Genomic DNA, 18,905 nt, shown 5'->3' with positions numbered 1-18,905 from the left:
CGTCGGGGCGGTTTCGGGCTCCAGCGGCGGGGCGGCGAAAGTCCGCGCGCAGGTTGACGATTGACTACGCAACCGACCTCTCGCTGGCCTACATCCTGGCCTTCGTCGACGCGGCCGCCATCTTGATTCCGCTGCGGGGGCACACGTCCGTCGCGGCCGACACGGACTTCGCGGAGAAGAACACGGCGCTGATGCTGGTTCTCGTCGTGCTGGGCGTCGCGGCCGTCGCGGCGGCCGGGGCGGTGAACCTGGCTCCCACGCTGCGCTGGTATGTCGCCGGGGACGAACCGACCCCCGAACAGCGGGAAGCCGCGATGAAGATGCCCGGCCGCCAGTCGGCCATCCTGGTGCTGGCCTGGGGGGCGGCCGGGGTCGTCTTCGCGCTGATGAACCTGGGCGGCGGGGCGCAGATCCTGCTGCCCATCGGGCTCGGCGTGCTGCTGGGTGCACCGGCCGCCGCCGGGACGGGGATGCTGCTTGCGCAACGCACCCTGCGCCCGATCATGGGTACCGCCACGCTGGGGGGCGAGCCCCGCCTGGCGGTGCCGGGCGTGTTCGCGCGGCTGGTGCTGCTGTGGTTCCTCTGCAGCGCGCTCCCAATCGGGGTGATCGCGACCCTGGTGGTGCTGCGCTCCTACGGCTGGCTGATCGAGAAGTCCGCCGCGCTGGATGTGCCGATCCTGGTGGTGTCGCTGGCGGCGCTGGTCCTCGGGCTGCCGACGATGATTCTGACGTCGCGATCCATTGCCGATCCCCTCGCCGAGGTCGTCGATGCGATGGCGGAGGTCGAACACGGCCGCATCGGAACCCACGTGGGCGCCTACGAACGCTCCCAAATCGGGCGCCTGCAAACGGGTTTCAACCGAATGGTCACCGGGCTCGCCGAGCGGGACCGGTTGCGCGACCTGTTCGGGCGCCACGTCGGAACCGACGTCGCCCAGCGCGCCATCCAGGAGGGCGCCTCCCTGTCGGGGGACGTGGTCGACGCGGCCGTCCTCTTCATCGACCTGGTCGGTTCGACGCAGCTCGCGGAAAGCCTTCCGCCGCAAGAGGTTGCGCAGGTGCTCAACGACTTCTTCCGGATCGTCGTCGACGCCGTCGACGAACATCAGGGGCTGATCAACAAATTCGCCGGCGACGCCGCACTGGCGGTTTTCGGGGCGCCCTTGCGGTCGGCCGAACCGGCGTCGGCGGCGCTGGCGACGGCGCGGGCGCTGGGCACCGAGCTGCGCCGGCTACCGGTGGTCGATTTCGGCATCGGCGTTTCGGCGGGGCGCGTCTTCGCCGGCAACGTCGGCGCCGAAAACCGCTACGAATACACGGTAATCGGTGACGCCGTCAACGAGGCCGCGCGACTGGCCGACCTCGCCAAGACCTCCGACCGGCGGATCCTGTGTTCGGCGGCGGCGATCGACGGCGCCGATGACGCCGAGCGGGCGCACTGGGCCGAATGCTATTCCACCGTGCTGCGCGGGCGGTCCGAAGCCACCCACGTGTCGGCGCCGGCTACTTCTTGACCTTCAGAGCCGCGACAACCCCGTTGATGATGCCCGCCGAACCGGCGTCGCCGATGGGCGTCGCGCCCAGGAAGATGGTGACCGGCTTGGTGTCGACCGCGATGATGACCAGCGAGTCGCCCTTCACGTTGCGCGCCGGATCGGCGATCGTGACGTCGGCGTCCACCCGTGCGGCCTTGACCCCGTCGACCGTGGTCGACGACGTCTTCGTCGGCCCCAGGGTGGGCGTCGCGTTGGCGTAGCCGGGGCCATTGGCCACGCAGTTCATCAACTTCGATGCCTGCGCGGCGACGTCCATGCTGGGCACGAAGTCGGTGATGCCGACCTCCGCCTGCATCATCCACTGGCTGGCGTTGGGCACCTCGGCCCCGACGCCGACGGCGCCGATGAGGTTGGGGGTCTGGTCGTCCGCAAAGCCTTGCCATCCCGGCGTCGCGCTGGTCGGGAACGACAGCTTGCCCGCGCTGACCGTGTCACCGACGGGCTTGTCACCGCCGGACACGTTGGGCGTGCAGCCCGTCGCCGTCTGCTGGGAATTGTTCGGCTGCGACGACGGGGCGCCGGTCGACGAGGGGGCCGTCGAGGGCGCCGCCTTGTTCGGCTTGTTCCCGCTGTTGAGCCCGAGCACCAGGAGCACCACCAGCACGATCACGGCCAGCACCGCGAGACCGGCGACGATCAGCCACGGCGCCTTGGAGCGCGGCCCGCGCGGCGGCGGCCCCGGCGGGTACGGGCCGCCCGGCCAGCCGGGCGGCACCTGCTGACCCTGTGGGGGATATGGCGGCGGCGCATACTGCCCCCCGCCGGGCGGTGGGTACGGGTAGCCGGCCGGCGGCGGCCCGGCCGGTGGCGGTCCGCCCTGCGGGTAGCCGCCGCCCTGCGGATAGCCGCCGCCCTGCGGATAGCCGCCGCCTTGCGGCGGGCCGCCCCAATAGGGGCCCTGCCCATAGGGATTGGTCCCGTACGGATCCTGACCGTAGGGCCCGCCGGGGGGAGCCGTCATCGCTGAACCACCATCATCTATTCCTCCGGCTTCACCTTGGCCATCGCCAACACGTCGAGGCGGCGGTCCAACTCCTCGGTCGACAGCTTGTCACCGATCAGGCCGCGGTCGATGACCGTCTGGCGAATCGTCTTGCGCTCCTTGAGCGCCTGCTTGGCCACCGCGGCGGCTTCCTCGTAGCCGATCGCCGAATTCAGCGGCGTCACGATCGACGGCGACGATTCGGCCAGCTCGCGCAGATGCTCGACGTTGGCCTTCAGCCCGGTGATGCAGCGCTCCGCGAACAGCTTCGAGACGTTGGTCAGCAACTTGAAGGACTCGAGGATGTTGCGGGCCATCATCGGGATGTAGACGTTGAGCTCGAACGCGCCGCTGGCGCCGCCCCAGGCGATCGCGGCGTCGTTGCCGATCACCTGCGCGGCGACCTGTGTGACCGCCTCCGGCAGAACGGGATTCACCTTGCCCGGCATGATGGAACTACCCGGCTGCAGGTCCGGCAGCTGGATCTCGGCCAGCCCGGTCAGCGGCCCCGACCCCATCCAGCGGACGTCGTTGGCAATCTTGGTCAGCGACACCGCGATGGTGCGCAGCGCGCCCGAGGCCTCGACCAGCCCGTCGCGGGCGGCCTGGGCCTCGAAAGAGTTTGCCGCCGGGCGCAATTCGCCCAAACCGGTGGAGGCGATCAGCGTATCGACCACCTTGGCGCCGAACCCGTCGGGAGCGTTGAGCCCGGTGCCCACCGCGGTACCGCCGATAGCCAGCTCGCCCAGCCGTGGCAGCGTCGCGCGGACCCGCTCGATCCCGGCCTCGATCTGGCGGGCGTATCCGCTGAATTCCTGGCCGAGGGTCACCGGGACGGCGTCCATCAGATGGGTGCGTCCGGATTTGACGACCGTGTGCCACTCGCGGGCCTTGCTCGCCAGCGCCTCGTGCAGCACCTCGAGCGCCGGGATGAGGTGGCGCACCGCGGCCTCGGTGGCCGCGATGTGCGTGGCCGTCGGGAAGGTGTCGTTGGACGACTGCGACATGTTGACGTCGTCGTTGGGGTGCACCGTCACACCGTTGGCCCCTGCGATGGACGCGATCACCTCGTTGGTGTTCATGTTCGAGCTTGTCCCCGAACCGGTTTGGAACACGTCGATGGGAAACTGGTCGTCGTGTTGGCCGTCGGCGATCTCGGCCGCCGCGGCGATGATCGCGTCCGCCTTCTCCGGCGCCAGCAGGCCCAGGTCCTTGTTCACCTGCGCGCAGGCGCCCTTCAGCAGGCCCAGCGCGCGGATCTGGGCGCGCTCCAGGCCCCGCCCCGAGATCGGGAAGTTCTCGACCGCGCGCTGGGTTTGCGCGCGCCACAAGGCTTTCGCGGGCACCCGGACCTCGCCCATGGTGTCGTGCTCGATGCGGTATTCGGTGTCGGTGGCGCTATCGGCCATTGGTGGCAGTCCTCGGTGGTGTCGGTTCAGGGCAGGGGATAGGCGGCAGAGCTGTCGCCGGTGAAGTCGATCGCGGAGTACTCGTTGAGCTTGGACAGCCGGTGGTAGGCCTCGATCATGCGCACGGTCCCGGACTTCGACCGCATCACGATCGACTGGGTGGTGCAGCCGCCCGGGTAGTACTGGACCCCCTTGAGCAGGTCGCCGTTGGTGACGCCGGTGGCGCAAAAGAACACGTTGTCGCCGGACACCAAGTCCTCGGTGGTCAGCACCCGGTCGACGTCGTGGCCGGCGTCGATCGCCTTCTGGCGTTCCTCGTCGTCCTTGGGGGCCAGCTGCGCCTGGATGGCGCCGCCCATGCAGCGGATCGCGGCCGCGGCGATGATGCCCTCCGGCGTGCCGCCGATCCCGGCCAGCATGTCGGTCCCGGAGAGGGGCCGGCAGGCCGAGATCGCGCCGGCGACGTCGCCGTCGGTGATGAGCTGGATGCGGGCCCCGGTCGCGCGGACGTCCTCGATCAGCTGGGCGTGCCGCGGCCGGTCCAGGATGCACACGGTCATGTCGCGCACCGACAAGGCCTTCACCTTGGCGACGGCCTTGATGTTCTCGGCGATCGGCAAGGTGATGTCGAGCACGTCCACCGCCTCGGGCCCGACGGCGATCTTGTTCATGTAGAACACCGCGGACGGGTCGAACATCGCGCCGCGGTCGGCCACCGCCAGCACCGAGATGGCGTTGGGCATGCCCTTGCTCATCAGCGTGGTGCCGTCGATCGGGTCGACGGCGAAGTCGCAGTCCGGGCCGTCGCCGTTGCCCACCTCCTCGCCGTTGTAGAGCATCGGCGCGTGGTCCTTCTCGCCCTCGCCGATGACCACCACGCCGCGCATCGACACCGTGTTGACCAGTTCGCGCATCGCGTCGACGGCGGCGCCGTCGCCGCCCTCCTTGTCGCCGCGGCCCACCCAGCGGCCCGCAGCCATGGCGCCGGCCTCGGTGACACGGACCAGTTCCAGGGCCAGGTTGCGGTCTGGTGCTTCGCCGCGCGACCGTGGCTGCGATGCTGTCATGGTTGGAGATTGTCCCAGAAGCGGATCGGTCTGCGGGAACTGGGATACTCGGGAGATGACCGAGCAGCCGCCGCCGAACGCCGAGGTAGGCGAGCCGGCACCGGCACCCCGCGCGGCCAAGCCCCGGCTGTTGCAGGACGGGCGCGACATGTTCTGGTCGCTCGTACCGCTGGTGATCGGGTGCATCGTGCTGGCCGGCCTGGTGGGAATGTGTTCGTTCCGGCCGGTCGGGACCAACAAAGGGGTGATCCCGGCCTATGACGCGGCGGTGGCGCTGCGGGCCGATGCCCAGACGCTGGGGTTCCCCATCCGGCTGCCCCGGTTACCCGGCGATTGGCACGCCAACTCCGGCGGCCGCGGCGGCATCGAGGGCGGTCGCAAAGACCCCTCGACCGGTCAGCGGCTCAACGCGGCCACCTCGACCGTCGGCTACATCAGCCCGGCGGGAATGTATCTGAGCCTGACCCAGAGCAACGCCGACGAGGACAGGCTCGTCGGCTCGATCCGCGCGTCGGCGTATCCGACCGGGACGGCCGACGTCGACGGCACCACCTGGGTCGTCTACTGCGGCGCCGGCCAGAACGACGCCGACGCCGAGCCGGTGTGGACCACCAGGCTCGCCGGTCCGGCCGGCGCCACCCAGATCGCGATCACCGGCGCCGGTGGCGCCGATCAGTTCCGTACGCTGGCGGCGGCGACACAATCCCAGCCGCCCCTACCCGCGCATTGAAGGGAAGGCACGTGACCGCACCCGAAGCAGACCTGTCCGGATGGTCGGTGGCGCCGTTCAGCGGCGGCGGCTACACCCACGACGTCTACCGCAAGGGCGCCGGCCCGGGGGTGGTGCTGATCCCGGAAATCCCCGGCATCCATCCCGGTGTGCTGGGCCTGGGTAATCACCTGGTGGACAACGGTTTCACCGTCGCGATGCCCTCGCTGTTCGGTGAGCCGGGCAAGCCCAAGACGGGCGGCTACATCCTCAGTTCGATCGCGCGGGCCTGCGTCGCAAGGGAATTCGCGGCGTTCGCCACCGACAAGCAGCGGCCGGTGTCAGTGTTCCTGCGCGCCCTGGCGCGTGACCTCAACGCGTCGACGCCGGGCAAGGGCGTCGGCGTCATCGGGCAGTGCTTCACCGGCGGCTTCGCGCTGGCCTCCGCCGTCGACGACAGCGTGCTGGCCCCGGTGCTGTCCCAGCCGTCGGTACCGCTGCCGTTGGGCCGAGCGCGACGCGCCGACCCGGGGCTGAGCGAATCCGAGTTGGCAACCGTCGCCGATCGCTGCGCCAACGACGGCCTGTGCGCGATGGGCCTGCGGTTCAGCGAGGACAACGTCGTGCCGCGGGAACGGTTCGCCACGCTCAAGGCGCGGCTCGGCGACGCGTTCGAAGTCATCGAGATCGACTCGGGACCCGGCAACGAGGGGGGCTTCGCCAAGGGTGCGCACTCGGTGCTGACCGACGAGGTCCGCGAAGTCGACGGCCAACCCGCTTATGAAGCCCGCAAACGGGTAGTCCAATTCCTCACCGAGCGGCTTAGTTAGGGAAGTTTCTCAACGCATGGCGACCGACGACCGCGTGATCGAAACTACGTACGGCCCGGTCCGGGGCGCCACCGACGGCGGCCTCCGGACTTGGAGGGGCATTCGGTACGCCGCGCCGCCCGTCGGCGACCTGCGTTTCCGGCTACCGGAGCCCCCGCGGCGGTGGGGCAATGTCGTCGATGCCACCTCCTACGGCCCGGCCTGCCCGCAGCCCGCCTTTCCCAACATGCCACTGGAACTCGGTGCGCCGCAGGGCGAGGACTGTCTGAGCCTCAACGTCTGGGCGCCGGCGCACGCCGTGCCCGGTGACGCCAAACCGGTGATGGTGTGGCTGCACGGCGGCGCCTACGTCCTGGGGTCGGGCAGCCAGCCGCTGTACGACGCCCACCGTCTGGTCACCGGCGGTGACGTTGTCGTGGTGACAGTCAATTATCGGCTTGGGGCGCTGGGCTTTCTGGACCTGTCGTCGTTCAGCACCGCGCGGCGCCGCTTCGACTCGAACATCGGGCTGCGCGACGTGCTGACGGCGTTGCGCTGGGTGCGCGACAACATCGAGGCGTTCGGCGGCGATCCCGAAAGGGTCACGCTGTTCGGCGAATCCGCGGGAGCGGGGATCGTCACGACACTGCTTGCCACCCCTGCGGCCAAGGGCCTGTTCGCGGGCGCGATCGCCCAAAGCTCGCCGGCCACATCGGTGTACGACCGCGAAAGGGCTGAGCGCGTCGCCGTGAGCTTCCTCGACAAGCTAGGGACCGATGCGGGGAGCTTGCCCGAAGCACCGATCGCGGCGATCCTGGCAGCGTCGCAAGAGGTGTTCGACGAAGTGCCGGTGCGCAATCCGGGCACGCTTGCATTCGTCCCGATCGTCGACGGCGACCTGCTGCACGACTACCCGGTCAAGCTGGCGCAGGACGGCTGCTCGCACCCGGTCCCGCTGATCATCGGCACCAACAGGCATGAGGCGGCGCTCTTCCGGCTGATGCGCTCGCCGCTGATGCCGATCACCCCGCGCGCGATCACGTCGATGTTCACCCAGATCGCCGCCGAGCAGCCCGACCTGCAGTTGCCCACCCAGGACCAGATCGTGTCGGCCTACTCGGGATTAAGGCGCAAGGCAAGGTTTTTGAGCATCGCGACCGACGTCGGGTTCCGGATGCCGTCGGTGTGGCTGGCCGAAGGCCACAGCAGGGTCGCGCCGGTGTATCTCTATCGGTTCGACTACTCGACACCGTTGCTGAAGGTGCTCCTGGTCAACGCCGCCCACGCCACCGAATTGCCCTACGTCTGGGGCAATCTCGGGGCGCCAAAGGACCCGACCCTGAAGCTCGGCGGCACCAAGACCGCCAAGGCGGTGTCGAAACGGGTACGCACCCGGTGGACCAACTTCGCCACCCACGGGAAACCCGCGGGCCCGGCCGGTGAGCCGGACTGGACGCCCTACCAGGCGGCGGATCGCGCCTGTCTGCTCATCGACAAGCGCGACACGATCGTCAACGACGTTGACGCACCCATCCGGGCGGCGTGGGGCACCGAGATGGTGAGCTTCCGCTAGGGTCGTCAAGGCCGCTGCTACAGCGGCTCCGAGAGCATGATCCGGTGTCCTTCGGGTGATCGCAGACCCATCTCGCGCAGACCCCAGGGTTCGATCGTCGGGGGTTTGAGGATCTCAGTCCCTTCAGCGACGGCGCGCCTGAAGTACTCGTCGATGCCGGCAACGGTCAAATACGCGATGTAGCTGTGGTCACCGAGGTCCGAGGCCGGCAACGACTCCGGACAGCGGCCGAGCCTGAACGTCACCGACCCTGCCGAGCAGAATGCCCAGTTGCCCGGATCGGGCTCAGTCACCGTGCAATTCAGTATTCGGGTGAACCACTCCGCCGCGCGGTCAAGGTCATGCACGGCGAGGACGGGGTCGGCGCCGAGAAGCGTCATGTGTCCAGTGTGGCGCATTGAACGAAAGCGGGCCTGCGCTACCGGCCAATAGGCGAGTTCGATTTGCGGTATCGCCGGTGATACCGCAAATGGGAATGCCCAATGGGCAGCTCGACGGTGCCGGTGTGGCTGATGCGGCTACCGAGACTGCGGTGCTACCGCGCCGGCTTGGCCTGCTGCGCTTGGCTTTTCATCTGCTGGAACAGGTCCACGTAGTAGGGCAGGCATTCGGACATCGCCTTGTCGGTGGTGAACAGCGGCTCGTAGCCGAGGTCGCGGCGGGCCTTGTCGATCGAGAAGTAATTGTCCAGATACAGTCGTTCGACGGCCAGCGGCTCCAACAGCGGCGCCGGTATCCCGAACCGGAAATGCATGCGCTGCCAACCACTCATGGCCGCGCGGACCAGCGGCCCATTGACCCGGGCCCGCGGCCAGTTCACCCCGCAGGCCTCGACCACCGGCCGGGCGAACTCGAACATGTTGATCGGGTCGGCGTCGTTGATGAAATAGGCCTGACCAGGTGCGGCGCCGCCGGGCACCAGGTGCTGGGCGGCCAGGATGAAACCGTGAATCAGGTTGTGCACGTAGGAGTTATCGAGCCGGGCCGACTTGCGGCCGATCAGCACCTTGACGTGGCCGGCGATCACGCTTTCGAACAGCCTGCGAAACATCGTCTGGTCGCCGCGGCCCCAGATGCCGCTGGGCCGGATAGCGCACGTCAACATGTCGCCGACGCCGTTCTGGCTCAGGACGAATCGCTCGGCGACCACCTTGGTCTCGGTGTAGAGGTCGTTGAACCTGTCGGTGTAGGGCAGGGTCTCGTCGCCGCCGGCGATGTTCTGCCCGCCCATCACCACGCTGTTGGACGAGGTGTAGACGAACCGCTTCACCCCGGCCGCCTGCCCCGCGTGCACCAGGTTCTCGGTGCCCCCGACGTTGACGGCGAAGCTGCGCTGACGGTATTCGTCGCTCACCGACGCGCCGCCCATCAGCTCGATGAGCGCCGCGGTGTGGAACACCGTGTCGATGCCGTCCACGGCCGCGGCACAAACGCCCGAGTCGGTGACGTCGCCCTGCAGCACCTCTAGGTTGGCGTGCTCGGGGAGCGGCGAGGGGGCGCGGTCGAAGGACCGCACCTGGTGACCGCGGTCGAGCAAGGTGGTCACCAGGTTGGCGCCGACAAAGCCCGAGCCGCCGGTGACCAGAACGCGGCCCAGTTCGGTTGTCAGTGATGCATCACCCATAGTTCGCGAAGCATAGTCGAGAAAAACTGAAACCTGTTCCAAAGCTCTGGTAGCCGGTTTCCCGGTACGGCCGGCCGTCAGCCCTCTTCGGGCTGGCCCGCCGTGAGCGCGTCCTCGACCCGCTTGCGGGCGCCAGCTAAGTGCTCTTCGCACCTTTTCGCGAGTTCCTCGCCTCTTTCCCACAGCTTCAGCGACGCATCCAAGTCCAAGCCACCCTGCTCGAGCAGCCGTACCACCTCGATCAGCTCGTCGCGGCAAGCCTCGTACCCGAGCTGACTAATGGGCGTAATCGACGGCATGGACTGCTCCTCGTTAGCGCCCATCGGTGCCTCCCTCGCTCACGGCCGCCACGGCGCCGTCGGCCACCCGCACCCGCAGCCGGGTGCCCGGGGGCGCGTCGTCGACCGAGCGCAGCACAGTCGGTGGTCCGGCGTCAGGAAGCGCCTGCACCACGGCGTAGCCGCGGGCCAAGGTGGCCGCGGGGCCCAGCGTGGCCAGCCGCGCGCGGAGGTGGCCGACGCGGTCGGTCTCCGCGGTGACCAGCCGCCGGATGTCGCGGCGCACCGCCGAGCGCGCGCGGTGGATTTCGTCGGCGCGCGCCGTCAGGGCCGTCAGCGGTTCGGCCAGCACGGGCCGGCTGCGCAGCTGGGTCAGGTGGCGTTGCTCGCGGGACACCCAGCTGCGCAGCGCCTGGGCGCTACGCCGGCGCAGGTCGTCGATGAGCCGCTGCTCGGCGGCGGTGTCGGGCACCACCCGCTTGGCGGCGTCGGTGGGAGTGGCGGCGCGCAGGTCGGCTACCAGATCGCACAGCGGGTTGTCGGGTTCGTGGCCCACCGCGCTGACGACGGGGGTGCGGCACGCCGCGATCGCGCGGCACAGCGTCTCGTCGGAGAAGGGCAGCAGGTCCTCGACGCTCCCACCGCCGCGGGCCACCACGATCACGTCGACCTCGGGGTGGCGGTCGAGTTCACGCAGGGCCTCCACGATCTGCGCGACCGCGTTCGGCCCCTGCACCGCTGTGTTGCGCACGGCGAAACGCACCGCGGGCCAGCGTGCGGCCGCCACCGTCGTCACGTCGTGTTCGGCGGCGCTCGCCCGCCCGGTGATCAGACCGATCATGGTGGGCAGGAAGGGGATTGGCCGCTTGAGCCGCGGGTCGAACAGCCCCTCGGCGTCCAGCAGGCGGCGCAGCCGGTCGATGCGCGCCAGCAGCTCGCCGACGCCGACGGCGCGAATCTCGCTGAGCCGCAACGAGAATGTGCCGCGCCCGGTGTAGAACGAGGGCTTGCCGCAGACCACCACCTGGGTGCCCTCGTCGAGTCTCACCGGCGCGTTGGCCACCAGGTCGCGCGAACACGTCACGGTCAGCGACATGTCCGCGGCCGGGTCCCGCAGCACCATGAACACCGTCTTGGCGTCGGGCCGCATCGAGATCTGGGCCAACTGGCCCTCGACCCAGACGGTGCCCAGCCGGTCGATCCAGCCCGCCACCCGGATCGCCACCGCGCGCACCGGAAAGGGGTTCTCCGCGGAGTTCGCCTCGGGATTAGCTCGGGTCACTTGGCGTTCGCGCGGGTGATCCTGTTGGCGAGCAGCGTCTGGAACGGTGCGCGGGCCTTGGTGGCCTGTTCGTAGGCCAGCAGGGCTTCGAGGTCGTCGACGCTCAGCGATTGCAGCCGGGCCCGCAGCTGGGCCAGCGTCAGGCTCGCATAGTCGAGTTCGGCCACCACGGCCGGTGCCGGCGCAGCCGTCTTGGTGGCGGCAGCCTTCGATTTCCTGGCCGGTTTGACGAGCGCGCTGGCGTCCTCGTGCGCGTCGGCGACCGAGTACAGCGCGAATCGGCCCTCGGCCCTGCGCTCGCCGTCGCCGCCTTCCGGCGCGGCGGCGTTGGCCCCCTCGATTGCGTCCTCGGGCAGATCCTCGTCGAAGGTCGCCCACTCCGGCTTCTCATCCTTGGGCGGAAAGATCGACTCCAGGGTGCTGTCGCCCTTGATCACCAGCTCGGCCAGGTTTTGCTGAAACCGCATCACCAGGTGAGCCGCGGTGCTGACAACCGTCATGGGATACATCAGGATCGTCTTCGGCAGTCTCATCGTCTCCTCGACGGCGACTGTCGCCGCGCCGACTATCAGCCGAACTCCGTACGGTGCAGTAGCCATGAGTCCAAGCCTGCCTTAACCCGCGGCCAACTCCAAGCCCGCCGCCGGCCGGTACCCTGAATGTCATGCCGCCGACTGTCGACATGGGAATTCCCGGTGCAGCCAGCTCGGTAGTCAACGATCCGGTCCGCAGGAGGGTGCTCCTGGCGGAGCCGCGTGGCTACTGCGCGGGTGTGGACCGGGCCGTCGAGACGGTCGAGCGCGCCTTGGAAAAGCACGGCGCCCCCGTCTACGTGCGCCACGAGATCGTGCACAACCGGCACGTGGTCGACACCCTGGAAAAGGCCGGCGCCGTCTTCGTCCAGGAGACCGACGAGGTCCCCGAGGGGGCCATCGTGGTGTTCTCCGCGCACGGCGTCGCGCCGACCGTGTACGCCGCGGCCGCCGAACGCAACCTGCATACCATCGACGCCACCTGCCCCCTGGTGACCAAGGTGCACAACGAAGCCAGGCGGTTCGCTAGGGACGACTACGACATCCTGCTGATCGGGCATCAGGGTCACGAGGAGGTCATCGGGACCGCGGGCGAGGCGCCCGAGCACGTGCAACTGGTCGACGGGGTCGGCGCGGTGGACAACGTGACGATCCGCGACGAGAACAAGGTGGTCTGGCTGTCGCAGACCACGCTGTCGGTGGACGAGACGATGGAAATCGTCGAGCGGCTGCGGCAACGCTTCCCGAAGCTGCAGGACCCGCCCAGCGACGACATTTGCTACGCGACCCAGAACCGGCAGGTCGCGGTCAAGGCGATGGCGCCCGAGTGCGAGCTGGTAATCGTCGTCGGATCCCGCAACTCGTCGAATTCGGTGCGGCTGGTCGAGGTGGCGCTGGGCGGTGGAGCCGCGGCCGCCTACCTGGTCGACTGGGCCGACGACATCGACCCGACGTGGTTGGAGGGCGTCACGACGGTGGGCGTCACCTCCGGCGCGTCGGTCCCCGAGGTGCTGGTGCGGGGCGTGCTGGAGCGGTTGGCCGAATGCGGCTTCGATGTGGTGCAGCCGGTGACGACGGCCCAGGAAACCCTGGTGTTCGCGCTGCCCCGCGAGATCAGGTCCGCTCGCTAGCCTTCGTACTCCCAGGACTCCGACGGAAAGCCGCGCGGCGCGCGGCGGCGCTGCGCGGGTCCGGGATCTTCGGCCGCGCCCGAATCGCGGTAACGCACCTGTGAGATCGGGTGGTGTGTCGGGTTGGAGCCGTTCCCGGTCGGGGCGGCGCGGCGCCGCGGGGGCTCGTAGGGCTCGTACGGGTCATAACCGTCGAAGCGGCTGCCGCGAGGAGCCGGCGGTTCGTAGGGATTGCGGCGGGTGCGCGGCTCGCGACGGGTCTCGCGCGGCGGTTGGCGGATGTCGGCATCGTCGTGCGGCCGGGGGCGGCGCCGTGGCCGGGGCGGCGGGTCGGCAGGATCAAAGTCGCCGGGCGGCGCCGGGCGGCCCCGCCGCGGCCGCTCGTCGCGGGCGTCTCTGGGATCGCGCTCGTCGTCCAGCGGGGGTCGGGCCCGCCGGGAGTGCGCTCGGCCGGGACGTTCGGGCCGATCGCCACGCGTCGTGCGGCCGGCCCTCGAAGCGGCTTTCGGCGAACGGCCGGGCTGGCGGGTCCGCTTCGAGCCGCTGGGCGCCGCTTCCTCCGCGTCCTCGGTACCCCCGAGGCCGAGAAGCGAATTCAGTTTCCCGCCAAGGGCGCCGACGAAGGAGCCACGGGTCCCCGTGGCCTCGGCGTCGTCCTTGGCTTCGGCGGCCGCCGGCTGCGACTTGCCGAAATACCACCGCACCAGGCCGATCAGCAGCACGGCGCCCGCGGTGCCCAGCATCAGCGGGAAACGCTCGATGAGCGGATAGCCGCAGTTGATCAGGAGGTCTTTCAGGTTGCCGGTTTTGCGGCCATGGAACATCCAGTAGGCGCCCGGCACCGCACAGAAAAGAATCAGCGGGGGCTGAATGATCGCGGTGAACACGCCGTCTTGCCGCACGGCCAGCACCGCGGCCACGCAGCCGGCTATATAGAAGCCGGCGAAGACGTGGGTCAGATCCTTGTGACCGGCGTCGATCGCATAACCGACAGCCGTCGCGGCTACGGCAAGGACCAGGGCCGCCCACCACGGCACACCTGGAATGTTGGGGTGGATCGAACGGTGGCCAGCCTCGACCGCCGATCTTGCCCGCTGTTCTGACACATGTAGACCGTACCGGGAATGGGCCGAAACGCCGGTAAAGACCTTGTTAGGGACCGCTGGCGTGCCACGGCGTCGCACACGCCTGAACGGCCTGTCGCGGCGCGCCCTAGACTTGGATCCCCGTGAGCCTGAGCCTGGGAATCGTGGGCCTGCCGAACGTGGGCAAGTCGACGCTGTTCAACGCGCTGACCAGGAACAACGTGGTGGCGGCGAACTATCCGTTCGCGACGATCGAGCCCAACGAGGGCGTGGTATCGCTGCCGGACCCGCGGCTGGCCGAGCTGGCGGAGCTGTTCGGGTCCGAGCGCATCGTCCCGGCGCCGGTGACATTCGTCGACATCGCCGGACTGGTCCAGGGCGCTTCGGAGGGCGCCGGGCTGGGCAACAAGTTCCTGGCCCACATCCGCGAATGCGACGCCATCTGCCAGGTGGTGCGGGTCTTCTCCGATGACGACGTGACCCATGTGGCGGGCGAGGTCGATCCGAAATCCGACATCGAGATCGTCGAAACCGAGTTGATCCTGGCCGACCTGCAAACGCTCGAGCGTGCGCTGCCGAGGCTGGAGAAGGAGGCGCGCACCAGCAAGGAGCGCAAGCCCGTCCACGACGCGGCGGTCGCCGCCCAGGCGGTGTTGGACGGCGGCAAGACGCTGTTCGGCGCGGGCGCCGACGTGTCCTTGCTGCGCGAGCTTAACCTGTTGACCACCAAGCCATTTCTGTACGTCTTCAACGCCGACGAGGCGGTGCTCAGCGACGCCGCGCGGGTCGCCGAGTTGCGCCGGCTCGTCGCCCCCGCCGACGCCGTATTCCTCGACGCCGCAATCGAATCCGAGCTGATTGAGCTCGACGACGAGTCGGCCGCCGAGCTACTCGAGTCGATCGGGCAGACCGAGCGCGGCCTGGACGCGCTGGCCCGCGCGGGCTTTCACACACTCAAGCTGCAGACCTTCCTGACGGCCGGCCCAAAAGAGGCGCGGGCGTGGGTAATTCATCAAGGCGATACCGCGCCCAAGGCCGCCGGGGTCATCCACACCGACTTCGAGAAGGGTTTTATCAAGGCCGAAATCGTGTCCTACGACGACCTGATTGCCGCCGGGTCCATGGCGGCGGCCAAAGCGGCCGGCAAGGTCCGCATGGAGGGGAAGGACTACGTCATGGCCGACGGCGACGTGGTCGAGTTCCGGTTCGGAACAACGTCTACGTCGAAAGCCAAGGCGTAGACCCTTTCGGCTGGACAGGCGTCCAGCTACCGTGGCCATCAGGGTTGATGAGGAGGGAGATGGGGCAGAGATGAGCAAGGTTCCGAGCCGGGAGGCTCGTTTAGCGCACGCGTCCAAGCACGCCGATCTGTGGAATGCGGGCAAGAAGGACGAGTGGGTGGCGTCATGGCGCACCATCTGTCCCGGCGAGGTCCGCATGTTCGACCCGGTGGGCACCGAGGAGAAACACGGGTTCGCAGCCGCCACGTCGGATGCCTTCGACATGTTTCAGTCGATCCTCAAGATCAATATGATCAAGGTTCAGGTCAATGGGAACGAGATGGCGTGGGTGTGCGAGAACCACTTCGGCAAGGAGCCGAACGTTGGAGTTGCGCACAGTATCGAGACCTTCGCGTGGGATGACGACGGAAACCTGCTCATCAAGACGTACTATCCGATGCCGGAATCCGTTGGGGCCGAAGCAGACCCGTATGCCCATCTGCTCGAAGTACAGCAGTAGTCGCATTGGCCGACGGCGACGTGGTGGAGTTCCGGTTCAACGTCTAGTGGGTCTGCTCGCTACGCGACGGCGGGCGCCAGACTGCCTGGCTGACCCGACTGGCCGCTCAGCTTGGTCAAGGCGAAGCGGTGCGCGATGGGTATGCTGCTGTGGTCCGTATAGCCGCAGGCTGCCTCGGTACGAACGACAACCATCGTGCCGATCCCGGTGCCGGGGTCCCACGTCCATTCGTCGAAGCCCCTGTGCACCGACCCGTCGCTGCAGCGCCACGCCGCAGGATTCGGCGGAAAGGTTGCGTGCCACCGATCGGCGTAGAACTGGGCCTGGCCCGAGGTGTTGGAAAAATCGATTTGGACGCACCCGATACTGCACGACGTGGCCTTGAACGTTTGATCTGCGAGGCTTCCATCAGGGAAGTGCAGGCTATACATCCCACTCACCATCTGGTCGGCCATCACCGGGTCGGCCGATGCCGGTGCCGCGAGCGGGACAGCCACGGCGGCCAGCGCGGCGGTCGCTATCGCTGGGATCTTCCTCATCGGCGTTCCTAACTGGTAGCCCTCCGGCAGCACAATACGACCATGTCACCGCAAAATACAGGCCCAGTAATGGGTTTGCCGCGATCCGCTTTTGTGTGAATAACGGCCCATGCCCAGCCTTCTGACGGAGATCAGCAGCCTCGTTGGCGACATCGGGCCGGCCCAATGTCGCCTGGGTGCAAGGGCAAGATCAGCGCCGTGCGAGGACGCTCCGCGACGCGCTTCCAGACGGCATGCCGCCTCGGCGACGCTCGCGATCGGTCGGGCCTTGGCCCCGCCGACTTCATCTCAGGGTGCGCCGTGGGCGCCGGGCGGCCGAAAACTTCGACGACCCCGGCGTGTGAGCGTTCATGCCCGCGGATGTCGATATAAGCAATCCACGACGCGGAGGCCCAGCATGATGGGGTTCCACTGTGACGGGCAGGACCAGCGCGAGTGACCCCCGCGGAGTTATCGTTGAACCTTGGTCGCCGCCGAGAACCGTGCCGACACGCCGGCTGAACTCGATCCCCCCGACGATGAGTCCTACAGGCGGGAGGAGGCAATCGCGCTGCGTGAGAGTGAGCTATTGGGGCGCGAGCGGCTCGCAGACGAACGCGACAGCATCGCCGATGAGCGGGACCGGATCGCGGACATCCGCGAGCAATGGGCCGACGACCGAGAGGTGGATGCCGACATCCGCGAGGGCACGACCGAAGAGCGCGAGCGTGAGAGACTGCAACGCGTCGACGAACACGAGGATCGCGAGCACGCCGCCGCCCAACGGGAAACGGCCGAAATCAGGCGCGCGGTGTCCGAAACCCGGCGACGTCTCCAAGAACTCCCGTCTTCGCCGGACGAGGGGACCGCGACGTAGTGGATTGGTGGGCGATGGCGACCTCAAGGCACACGAGACCGTGGGTTCAGCGGTTCGCGAGCACACTGCTGGGTGGCGGGTTGGCGTTGTCCGCGTTGGGCCTGGCCCCCTGGGCGCAGGCGGCTCCGCTCCCCGCACCCGGCAATCATTGGTGCCCGGGTGATCAATGGGACCCTGGCTGGGGCACCGTCTACAACTGGGACTGGCATCAGTGCCACGACTGGCAAGGCCGGCCCGGCCAGAGCGGTCCGGCGGGATGGGGGCCATGGGGACCCACGATGGGGTGGGCGCCGCCCCAGCCGCCCCCGCCGCCGTGGGCGCCCGGGGCGCAGCTGATGTGGAACCCGACCGTCAACGTGTGGGGATTCTGGAACAACGGAGTCTGGACTCCGGTCTGACCCTGGTTGTCGGAGGCGCCGCCTAGCCTTGCGTCGACGCAGGACACCGCGCACCGGCCCACTGGGGAGGCTCCATGAAGTTCGTTTCGACCCGCATCATCACGGCCGACGTCAAGCGGCTCGTCGATTTTTACGAGGCGGTCACGGAGGTCCCCGCCGTCTGGGGGAACGAGCTGTTCGCCGAGATCCCGACGCCGGTCGGAACGCTGGCCATCGGTAGCGACAAGACGGTGCCGCTGTTCGGGGTCGGATCCGCCGAGCCGGCGGCCAACCGGAGCGCGATCGTGGAATTCCTCGTCGAGGACGTGGACGCCGAATACGAGCGGCTCCGCGACCGCGTCGGCGAGGTCGTGACGGAGCCGACCACCATGCCGTGGGGAAACCGCGCCCTGTTGTTCCGCGATCCGGACGGCAACCTCCTCAACCTGTTCACTCCAGTCACCGACGAGGCCCGCGCAAAATTCGGCGTGTGACTGTCGCGCAAGAGGACTTAACGGCTCAGCGCCGCGCGACGGCGTGCGCGCACCGACGGCGCGATCCAATCCGCCAGGAAGCCCCGCCGTGTCGTACCAAGGGCCGTAGTGGGTCCTGCAGCCGCGCCTGTAGGGCCATCGCGCTATTTCCTGTTCGGATATTTGCTGCTTTGTAATCGATTTGCTACCGATGCGGCGAACACCATTATCCGGAGTGTGAATGACCTACGCCACAAATTTTGGCTTGCGGTGAATTCTATTGCTAGCGTGCCTGCCCATGGTTGTACTAGCAACGTTGATGACACTCATCAATCAGGTCTCTGGGACGCCCTATATCCCGGGTGGAGATTCTCCCGCCGGGACCGATTGCTCCGGGCTCGCCTCATGGGTCGCCAACGCGGCGACCGACCGGCCGGTCTACGGCAGCAGGTTCAACACCGGCAACGAGGAGGCCGCGCTGTTGGCCCGGGGTTTCCAGTACGGAACCGCCCCCAATGCCTTGGTGATCGGCTGGAACGGCGGTCACACCGCGGTGACCCTGCCGGACGGCACGCCGGTGTCCAGCGGTGAGCGCGGCGGCGTGCACATCGGTGGCGCGGGCGCCTACCAGGCCGGATTCACCCACCACATGTTCCTGCCGTTGCCGGATGGCGACTTCGCACTACCTCCGCCGCCGGATGCGCCGCCGCCACCGCCGGACGCCCCGCCGCCGCCGCCGGACGCCCCGCCCGCGCCGCTTCTGGTCGACGCGCCGGCTCCCGCGCCCCCGGCGCCGGACCTGCCGCCGCCCGGCGCCCCGGGAATTGCGAATACGTAACAAATTGAATCGCGAGTGATTCGGTTTATGCGAAGCATTTAG

General features: G+C 68.5%; 21 protein-coding genes. 11 read left to right on the top strand and 10 right to left on the bottom strand.

Translation table 11 applies throughout. The features are described 5' to 3' along the window. Positions 1–53: 53 nt before the first annotated feature. The gene (locus A5787_RS11455; protein WP_082977173.1) at positions 54–1,517 is read left to right on the top strand and encodes an adenylate/guanylate cyclase domain-containing protein; all 1,464 of its coding nucleotides are present in this window, start codon (positions 54–56) and stop codon (positions 1,515–1,517) included. On the opposite strand, the gene A5787_RS11450 is transcribed toward A5787_RS11455, so the two are convergent. The 3 genes from A5787_RS11450 to glpX are packed head-to-tail and all read right to left on the bottom strand — an operon-like array spanning position 1,507 to position 5,017. Continuing rightward, a complete protein-coding gene (locus tag A5787_RS11450; RefSeq protein ID WP_066966170.1) occupies positions 1,507–2,520 on the bottom strand; it encodes a hypothetical protein in 1,014 nt (337 codons plus the stop codon). The genes A5787_RS11455 and A5787_RS11450 overlap by 11 nt on opposite strands. A 17-nt stretch (positions 2,521–2,537) precedes the next feature. Further along, positions 2,538–3,950, bottom strand: coding sequence for a class II fumarate hydratase (locus tag A5787_RS11445; protein WP_066966167.1), 1,413 nt, complete (start codon positions 3,948–3,950; stop codon positions 2,538–2,540). A gap of 26 nt (positions 3,951–3,976) precedes the next feature. Further along, entirely contained in the window at positions 3,977–5,017 is a 1,041-nt protein-coding gene (gene glpX / locus A5787_RS11440; RefSeq protein WP_066966165.1) for a class II fructose-bisphosphatase, read from the bottom strand. Positions 5,018–5,072: 55 nt separating this feature from the next. Between glpX and A5787_RS11435 the strand changes: the two genes are divergently transcribed. The 3 genes from A5787_RS11435 to A5787_RS11425 are packed head-to-tail and all read left to right on the top strand — an operon-like array spanning position 5,073 to position 8,108. Then, positions 5,073–5,747, top strand: a complete 675-nt coding sequence (locus tag A5787_RS11435) for a DUF4245 domain-containing protein (protein ID WP_066966161.1) — start codon at positions 5,073–5,075, stop codon at positions 5,745–5,747. An 11-nt stretch (positions 5,748–5,758) separates the two neighbouring features. Then, the gene (locus A5787_RS11430; RefSeq protein WP_066966158.1) at positions 5,759–6,556 is read left to right on the top strand and encodes a dienelactone hydrolase family protein; all 798 of its coding nucleotides are present in this window, start codon (positions 5,759–5,761) and stop codon (positions 6,554–6,556) included. Positions 6,557–6,572: 16 nt separating this feature from the next. Next, the gene (locus A5787_RS11425) at positions 6,573–8,108 is read left to right on the top strand and encodes a carboxylesterase/lipase family protein (RefSeq protein WP_066966155.1); all 1,536 of its coding nucleotides are present in this window, start codon (positions 6,573–6,575) and stop codon (positions 8,106–8,108) included. A gap of 17 nt (positions 8,109–8,125) precedes the next feature. On the opposite strand, the gene A5787_RS11420 is transcribed toward A5787_RS11425, so the two are convergent. The 5 genes from A5787_RS11420 to A5787_RS11400 all read right to left on the bottom strand — a co-directional run bounded on the left by A5787_RS11420 (position 8,126) and on the right by A5787_RS11400 (position 11,891). Continuing rightward, positions 8,126–8,488, bottom strand: coding sequence for a VOC family protein (locus A5787_RS11420; protein ID WP_066966152.1), 363 nt, complete (start codon positions 8,486–8,488; stop codon positions 8,126–8,128). Between the two features lie 155 nt (positions 8,489–8,643). Beyond that, positions 8,644–9,732, bottom strand: coding sequence for an NAD-dependent epimerase/dehydratase family protein (locus A5787_RS11415; RefSeq protein ID WP_066966150.1), 1,089 nt, complete (start codon positions 9,730–9,732; stop codon positions 8,644–8,646). 77 nt (positions 9,733–9,809) lie between these two features. After that, positions 9,810–10,055: an exodeoxyribonuclease VII small subunit gene (locus A5787_RS11410; RefSeq protein ID WP_066966146.1), complete on the bottom strand. Its 246-nt coding sequence runs from the start codon at positions 10,053–10,055 to the stop codon at positions 9,810–9,812. Beyond that, positions 10,045–11,292, bottom strand: a complete 1,248-nt coding sequence (xseA, locus tag A5787_RS11405) for an exodeoxyribonuclease VII large subunit (protein ID WP_066966143.1) — start codon at positions 11,290–11,292, stop codon at positions 10,045–10,047. The genes A5787_RS11410 and xseA overlap by 11 nt, the downstream gene beginning before the upstream one ends. Continuing rightward, positions 11,289–11,891 (bottom strand): lipid droplet-associated protein, encoded by a 603-nt coding sequence (locus A5787_RS11400; protein WP_066966140.1) that lies wholly within the window; start codon positions 11,889–11,891, stop codon positions 11,289–11,291. Before A5787_RS11400 ends, xseA begins: the two co-directional genes overlap by 4 nt. Before the next feature lie 65 nt (positions 11,892–11,956). Here A5787_RS11400 and A5787_RS11395 point away from each other — a divergent pair, with 65 nt between their 5' ends. Continuing rightward, positions 11,957–12,955 carry a 4-hydroxy-3-methylbut-2-enyl diphosphate reductase gene (locus A5787_RS11395; RefSeq protein WP_066966137.1) on the top strand — a complete coding sequence of 333 codons (999 nt, stop codon included), beginning with the start codon at positions 11,957–11,959 and terminating at the stop codon, positions 12,953–12,955. On the opposite strand, the gene A5787_RS11390 is transcribed toward A5787_RS11395, so the two are convergent. Further along, a complete protein-coding gene (locus A5787_RS11390) occupies positions 12,952–14,061 on the bottom strand; it encodes a DUF6542 domain-containing protein (RefSeq protein ID WP_066966134.1) in 1,110 nt (369 codons plus the stop codon). The two genes, A5787_RS11395 and A5787_RS11390, sit on opposite strands and share 4 nt — an antisense overlap. Positions 14,062–14,183: 122 nt before the next feature. Here A5787_RS11390 and ychF point away from each other — a divergent pair, with 122 nt between their 5' ends. Both ychF and A5787_RS11380 read left to right on the top strand, forming a co-directional pair. Further along, the gene (gene ychF, locus A5787_RS11385) at positions 14,184–15,281 is read left to right on the top strand and encodes a redox-regulated ATPase YchF (protein WP_066966131.1); all 1,098 of its coding nucleotides are present in this window, start codon (positions 14,184–14,186) and stop codon (positions 15,279–15,281) included. Between the two features lie 70 nt (positions 15,282–15,351). Next, entirely contained in the window at positions 15,352–15,780 is a 429-nt protein-coding gene (locus A5787_RS11380; RefSeq protein ID WP_066966128.1) for a hypothetical protein, read from the top strand. Between the two features lie 59 nt (positions 15,781–15,839). On the opposite strand, the gene A5787_RS11375 is transcribed toward A5787_RS11380, so the two are convergent. Next, on the bottom strand, positions 15,840–16,319 hold the full coding sequence (locus tag A5787_RS11375) for a hypothetical protein (RefSeq protein WP_156763895.1): 480 nt from the start codon (positions 16,317–16,319) through the stop codon (positions 15,840–15,842). 463 nt (positions 16,320–16,782) lie between these two features. Between A5787_RS11375 and A5787_RS11370 the strand changes: the two genes are divergently transcribed. The 4 genes from A5787_RS11370 to A5787_RS11360 all read left to right on the top strand — a co-directional run bounded on the left by A5787_RS11370 (position 16,783) and on the right by A5787_RS11360 (position 18,863). Continuing rightward, positions 16,783–17,175, top strand: a complete 393-nt coding sequence (locus A5787_RS11370) for a hypothetical protein (RefSeq protein WP_066966120.1) — start codon at positions 16,783–16,785, stop codon at positions 17,173–17,175. 14 nt (positions 17,176–17,189) lie between these two features. Then, positions 17,190–17,573, top strand: coding sequence for a hypothetical protein (locus A5787_RS26635; RefSeq protein ID WP_082977178.1), 384 nt, complete (start codon positions 17,190–17,192; stop codon positions 17,571–17,573). Between the two features lie 74 nt (positions 17,574–17,647). Then, positions 17,648–18,046 carry a VOC family protein gene (locus tag A5787_RS11365; RefSeq protein ID WP_066966116.1) on the top strand — a complete coding sequence of 133 codons (399 nt, stop codon included), beginning with the start codon at positions 17,648–17,650 and terminating at the stop codon, positions 18,044–18,046. A gap of 277 nt (positions 18,047–18,323) precedes the next feature. Continuing rightward, the gene (locus A5787_RS11360; RefSeq protein ID WP_066966113.1) at positions 18,324–18,863 is read left to right on the top strand and encodes a glycoside hydrolase; all 540 of its coding nucleotides are present in this window, start codon (positions 18,324–18,326) and stop codon (positions 18,861–18,863) included. Positions 18,864–18,905: the final 42 nt, after the last annotated feature.

This window comes from Mycobacterium sp. 852002-50816_SCH5313054-b (assembly GCF_001667185.1).
Classification (GTDB): domain Bacteria; phylum Actinomycetota; class Actinomycetes; order Mycobacteriales; family Mycobacteriaceae; genus Mycobacterium.
Note: the sequence above shows the minus strand (reverse complement) of the source record. Positions and strands in the feature narration are given on the sequence as shown.